Source organism: Actinotalea sp. (genome assembly GCF_041597215.1).
Taxonomy (GTDB): Bacteria; Actinomycetota; Actinomycetes; order Actinomycetales; family Cellulomonadaceae; genus Actinotalea.
Genome location: NZ_JBFHHB010000245.1, coordinates 1 through 4,579 on the forward strand (window position 1 = coordinate 1; position 4,579 = coordinate 4,579).

2 protein-coding genes are annotated in these 4,579 nt (G+C 72.8%); both read right to left on the minus strand.

Going from position 1 to position 4,579, the window contains the following annotated elements:
• Window positions 1-3,957 (minus strand): ExeM/NucH family extracellular endonuclease (locus ABWK99_RS13780; protein ID WP_372595273.1); only part of this gene is annotated, 3,957 nt, incomplete at its 3' end.
• 171 nt (window positions 3,958-4,128) lie between these two features.
• Window positions 4,129-4,506 carry a sterol carrier family protein gene (locus ABWK99_RS13785; RefSeq protein ID WP_372595274.1) on the minus strand — a complete coding sequence of 126 codons (378 nt, stop codon included), beginning with the start codon at window positions 4,504-4,506 and terminating at the stop codon, window positions 4,129-4,131.
• Window positions 4,507-4,579 lie beyond the last annotated feature (73 nt).

The window sequence follows — 4,579 nt, forward strand, 5'->3', positions numbered from 1 at the left end:
ACGTCCCGTCGTGCCGACCACCCAGAAGCTCGTCGAGCCGTCTGCCGGGATCGAGGACCACCGGCCACCGCTCACGGTCACCTCGGTGCCCCGCTGACGGAGCTTGGCGCCGATGGCCGCCCGCGCGTGATCGCCCTCGGCCGCCGTCCAGGTGAGCTCCCAGCCCCGCAACGCCTCGTCGCTGCCGTTGTGCACCGTGACCCGGGCGACGTAGCTGCGGAAGAAGCCGAACGCCGAGTACGACACGGTGCAGAACGGCGCCGCGACCTCGGCGAGCGGGACCGTGAAGCTCGCCGTGGTTCCCGTCGAGGCCACCGTGGCCGTCACGAGGAGGCTCTCGCCCGTGACCCCGGCCGGGACGGCGAACTCGACGGCTGCCCGTCCGACCTCGTCGGTCGTGTCGACGATCGTCGGGTCGACGGGGAAGGTCCCCAGGTCGGCCCCACCGGCCGTGAGCGTGACCTCGTCGACGGCTCCCGCGAGGGCGGCGGTGCTGAACTGCAGGGAGCTCAGCGTGGCGCTCACGGTGTCCCCGGCGGCGTACCCGTCGGCGGGGACGGAGTCCAGGTGCACGCCGACGGCCCGCTGGGCCGGGTCCGGCGTGACGGGCGAGTTCGCCGCCAGGTAGTCGACGAAGGCCTGCAGGTCGATCTGACCGGTGTCCGTCGGGTCCGTGCCCTGCCCGAGGGTGGTGAAGTTGTCACCCCCGGCGGCGAGGAAGGAGTTGGCCACCACGCGGTACTCGCCCGCCAGGTCCAGCGGGGACCCGCCGACCAGGACCTCGATGATCCGGGCCCCCGGCTCGGCCGTGGGGTCGTAGGTGTAGGTCATCCCGGCGACGCCGAGCTTGAGGAAGGGCCGGCTCGACCCCTGCGGCTGCCACTGCTCCTCGAGCACGTCCACGACCTGCTGACCGGTGAGCGTCGTGGCCACCAGGGTGTTGGCGAACGGCTGCACGGTCGCCGCTTCCCGGTAGGTGACGTTGCCGTCCGGGTCCTGCGGGCCGGAGGAGGCGAACAGCAGGTCGGTGCGCAGCCCGCCCGGGTTCATGAAGGCGATCTGGGTGCCGAGCCCCTGCGTCGCGGAGAGCTGGACGTCCGCGACGAGGTTCCCGAGGGTCGACTCGCCGCCACGGTCGTCGCTTCCGTCGGCCTTGACGGCCCTGAGCACGGACTCCGTGATGGTGCCGAGCGAGACGTTGCCCGGGCCCTCGGCCGCGGCGACGGCCTCGGCGACGATCTGGGCGACCTCGGGGTCGGCGGTGTACCCGCCCGTCGCGAGGGGCACGATCTCCGCGGCGTTCGCGACGACGTCACCCGTGACCCGGTCGATCGTCAGGGTCACGTGTGCCAGGTCGATCCCGTAGGACGCGCCCTGCACGACGGGGAGCGGAAGCGCGCTCGGGTCGCCGCTGCGCGGTACGAGGTGGGCGAGCTCCTGGTGGGTGTGTCCCGTGAACAGCGCGTCGACCTCGGCGTCCAGCCCCGCGACGATCTGCCCGAAGGCGGAGTCGTCGGTGACGTCGGCCAGGTCGGGACCGGCCGGCCCCTCGTGCAGGAGCACGACGATCACGTCCGCCTCACCGTTCGCGGCGTCGCCGTCGGAGAGCTCCGCCGCGACGGCGTTGACCTCCGAGACGAGCGGCCGGACCTCGAGCGAGGCGATGCCGTCCGGGGAGACGAGCTCGGGCAGCTGCTCGGTCATGGCTCCGATGAACCCGACGCTGACGCCGTCCACCTCGGTGACGTAGGCGGCGTCGTAGGCGCGCTCCCCCGTGGTCCGGTCGTACAGGTTCGCCGAGAGGTACGGGAAGTCGGCCCTGGCCAGGACGCGGTCGTCCACGTCCACGCGGCCCTGGTCGAACTCGTGGTTGCCGAGCGCGGAGACGTCCAGGCCCATCTCGTTCAGGGCGTCGAGCGTCGGGTTGTCCTGCTGGATGAAGGACGTGAACGTCGAGGCACCGATGTTGTCCCCCGCCGAGACGAGGAGCGTGCTCGGGTTCGCCGTGCGGAAGCTCTCCACCGCACCGGCGAGGACGGCCGCGCCGGCCACTCCTCCGGAGCCCGCCTCGAGGCGCCCGTGGAAGTCGTTGATCCCCACGAGGTCGAGGGTCAGCGTCGAGGACGCCTCGACCCCGACCAGGATCGGGTCGTGGTCCGAGGCCCGGTACACGGTGCCGACCTCGGGGGTGGAGGCGTAGTAGCCGTAGCCGGCCCACTCGTCGGCGTTGATGTCCCAGACGTCCGTCCCGGTCACGCGCGCCGCGAGCGAGGGGCTGGCCAGGACGTGGTCGAGCGAGCCGAGCTCACCGTCGAAGGTGTACGTGTACCGGCCGGCCGCACGGCTGCTGACCAGGTCGGTGTACCCGGCGTCGAGGAGGGCCACGATCGGGTCCTCCTGGCTGTAGGAGTTCAGGTCGCCCATGATCGCGATGTCGTCGACCCCGGTGGACGACTCCAGCTCGGCCGCGAGGGCGAGGACGGCCTGGGCCTGCTCGACACGCTCGGCCGTGAAGAAGCCCTGACCGTCGGCCGGCTCGTCACCTTCGCCGCCACCCTTGGACTTGAAGTGGTTCGCGATGACGATCACGTCGCGACCGCTGCCGTCCGCTGCGGTGAACTGCTGGGCGATCGGTTCGCGCGCGATGTCCCAGACGGTCTCGTCGACCTGGGTGACGCTCGCACCGACGGGGACGACCGTCCCGCTGCGGTAGATGATCGCGTTCATGATCGGGTCCGTCGCGGGAGCGGCGGGACCGACGAGAGCGGCGGGGGTGGGCACGTACGCCCAGACCTCGCTGCCCGCTGCGGAGTTGAGGCCCGCCACGAGGTCCGCGAGGGCGACGTCGGGCGTCCCGTCGCCGAACTGGGTGGAGTTCTCGATCTCCTGGAGGGCGACGACATCGGCGTCCAGGGCGGAGATCGCCGCGACGATCTTCGCCTTCTGCAGGGCGAACTGGGCGGCGTCCTGCGCGCCGCGCGCGTCGGCATCGGCCTCGCGGAAGGTCGTGAAGTAGTTGAGCACGTTGAAGGTCGCCAGGCGCAGCTCACCGCCGACGTCCGCGGGCTCGGCCGGTCGGGGGTTCAGCACGGTGAACGCCGCCTTCCCCTCGGCCGGGGTGGTGGCGTCGATCGGCGTCGTGGGCTGCAGGCGCCACTCGTCGAAGCCGTAGCCCAGGATGTACGCGAGCCCGTTCGGGTCCAGCCCGTCGCCCACCCGCACCGGCTCGTCGGCCCGCAGGTAGGGCTGCGTCGCACCGGTCACCCGGCTGCTGCGGCCGTCGTCCAGGAGCAGCCGGCGCGCGGCGTTCGAGGCGGCGATCGCGTCGGCCGCGGGGCCCGGTCGCTCGACCTCTGTGCTCTTGACGGTCGGGGTGCTGCCGGCGCTCAGCCAGACGGTCCCGTAGCTCTCGACCTCGTGGGTCGAGGTGACCAGGTACTCCTCGCTCGGGGCGACGAGCATGCCCTCGTACTGCTCGCGGTCGTCCCCGAGCACCGTCGCGGGCAGGCTCACGGGGTCAGGGAGGGCCCCGGTGCCGACGACCGTGACGGCGGCCGCCGCACTGCTCGCGTTGATCTGCGTGAGGCCGAAGTACTCCCCTGCCGTCCCGGTCACGGTGACGAGGTCGCCGATCACGGCCGGCGTCGTCCGGGAGCCGAGGTACACGAAGATGCCGTCCGAGGAACCGGGGGTGGCATCCGTCGCCCCGCCGGAGCCGGCGGTCTGCACGTAGATGCCGCGGTAGCCACCGGTGCGGTGGTCGGCGGTGACCACGCCCTCGACGGTGACGACCGAGCCGGCGAGCGGCGTCGCGGCACCGGCGCCCTGGACGTCGGCGATCGTGGTCGTGGCAGTCGTGACGGCGGTTGCGGTGGGGACGAGGGCCACCGAGAGCACGAGGGCTCCCGTGGCAGCGAGCGGGACGAGGCGCCTGGCCGGGCGCCGGGTGAGGACCATCGTGGAAGCCTCCAAGGACGTGCCCGCGGTGGCGGGCACCGGGTGCTGGGTGCGATGCGGCGCGGTGCGCCGTTATGCACGGTATGCCCGTACCTCACCCCGGAGCACCCCTCCTATGACTTTGGTCATAGAGCTGTCACGAAGCGTTCACCCGGGCGTCGACCGGGGCCGTCAGCGCCGTCGCGCCGCCTGCAGGGGAAGGTACGCGCTGAGCTCGGCCCTCTCCCCCGACGCCGAGACACGGCCGTCGCCGACGGCTTCCGCCCAGGTGAGCGCCCCGCTCGCGAGGGCGAGCCAGGTGGCGGGATCGGTCTCCACGACGTTGGGCGGGGTCCCGCGCGTGTGGCGGGGCCCGGCGACCGCCTGCACCGCGCCGTCCGGCGGAACCCGCACCTCGACCGCGTTGCCCTGGGCCACCTCCGCGAGCTCCTCGAGGGTGAAGCGCACGGCCGTGCGGACCACGGAACGCGGTGACCCGGTGGGGTCGGCGAGCCAGGCCTGCAGCGCGGCCCGTCCCTCGACGGGATCGGTCCGGCGACGAGGGGGCACCGCCGAGCCTCAGGCGAAGTGCTGCGGGAGCGTCGCTCGGGAGACGGCCGCGAGCTCGGAGACCGGGACGGAG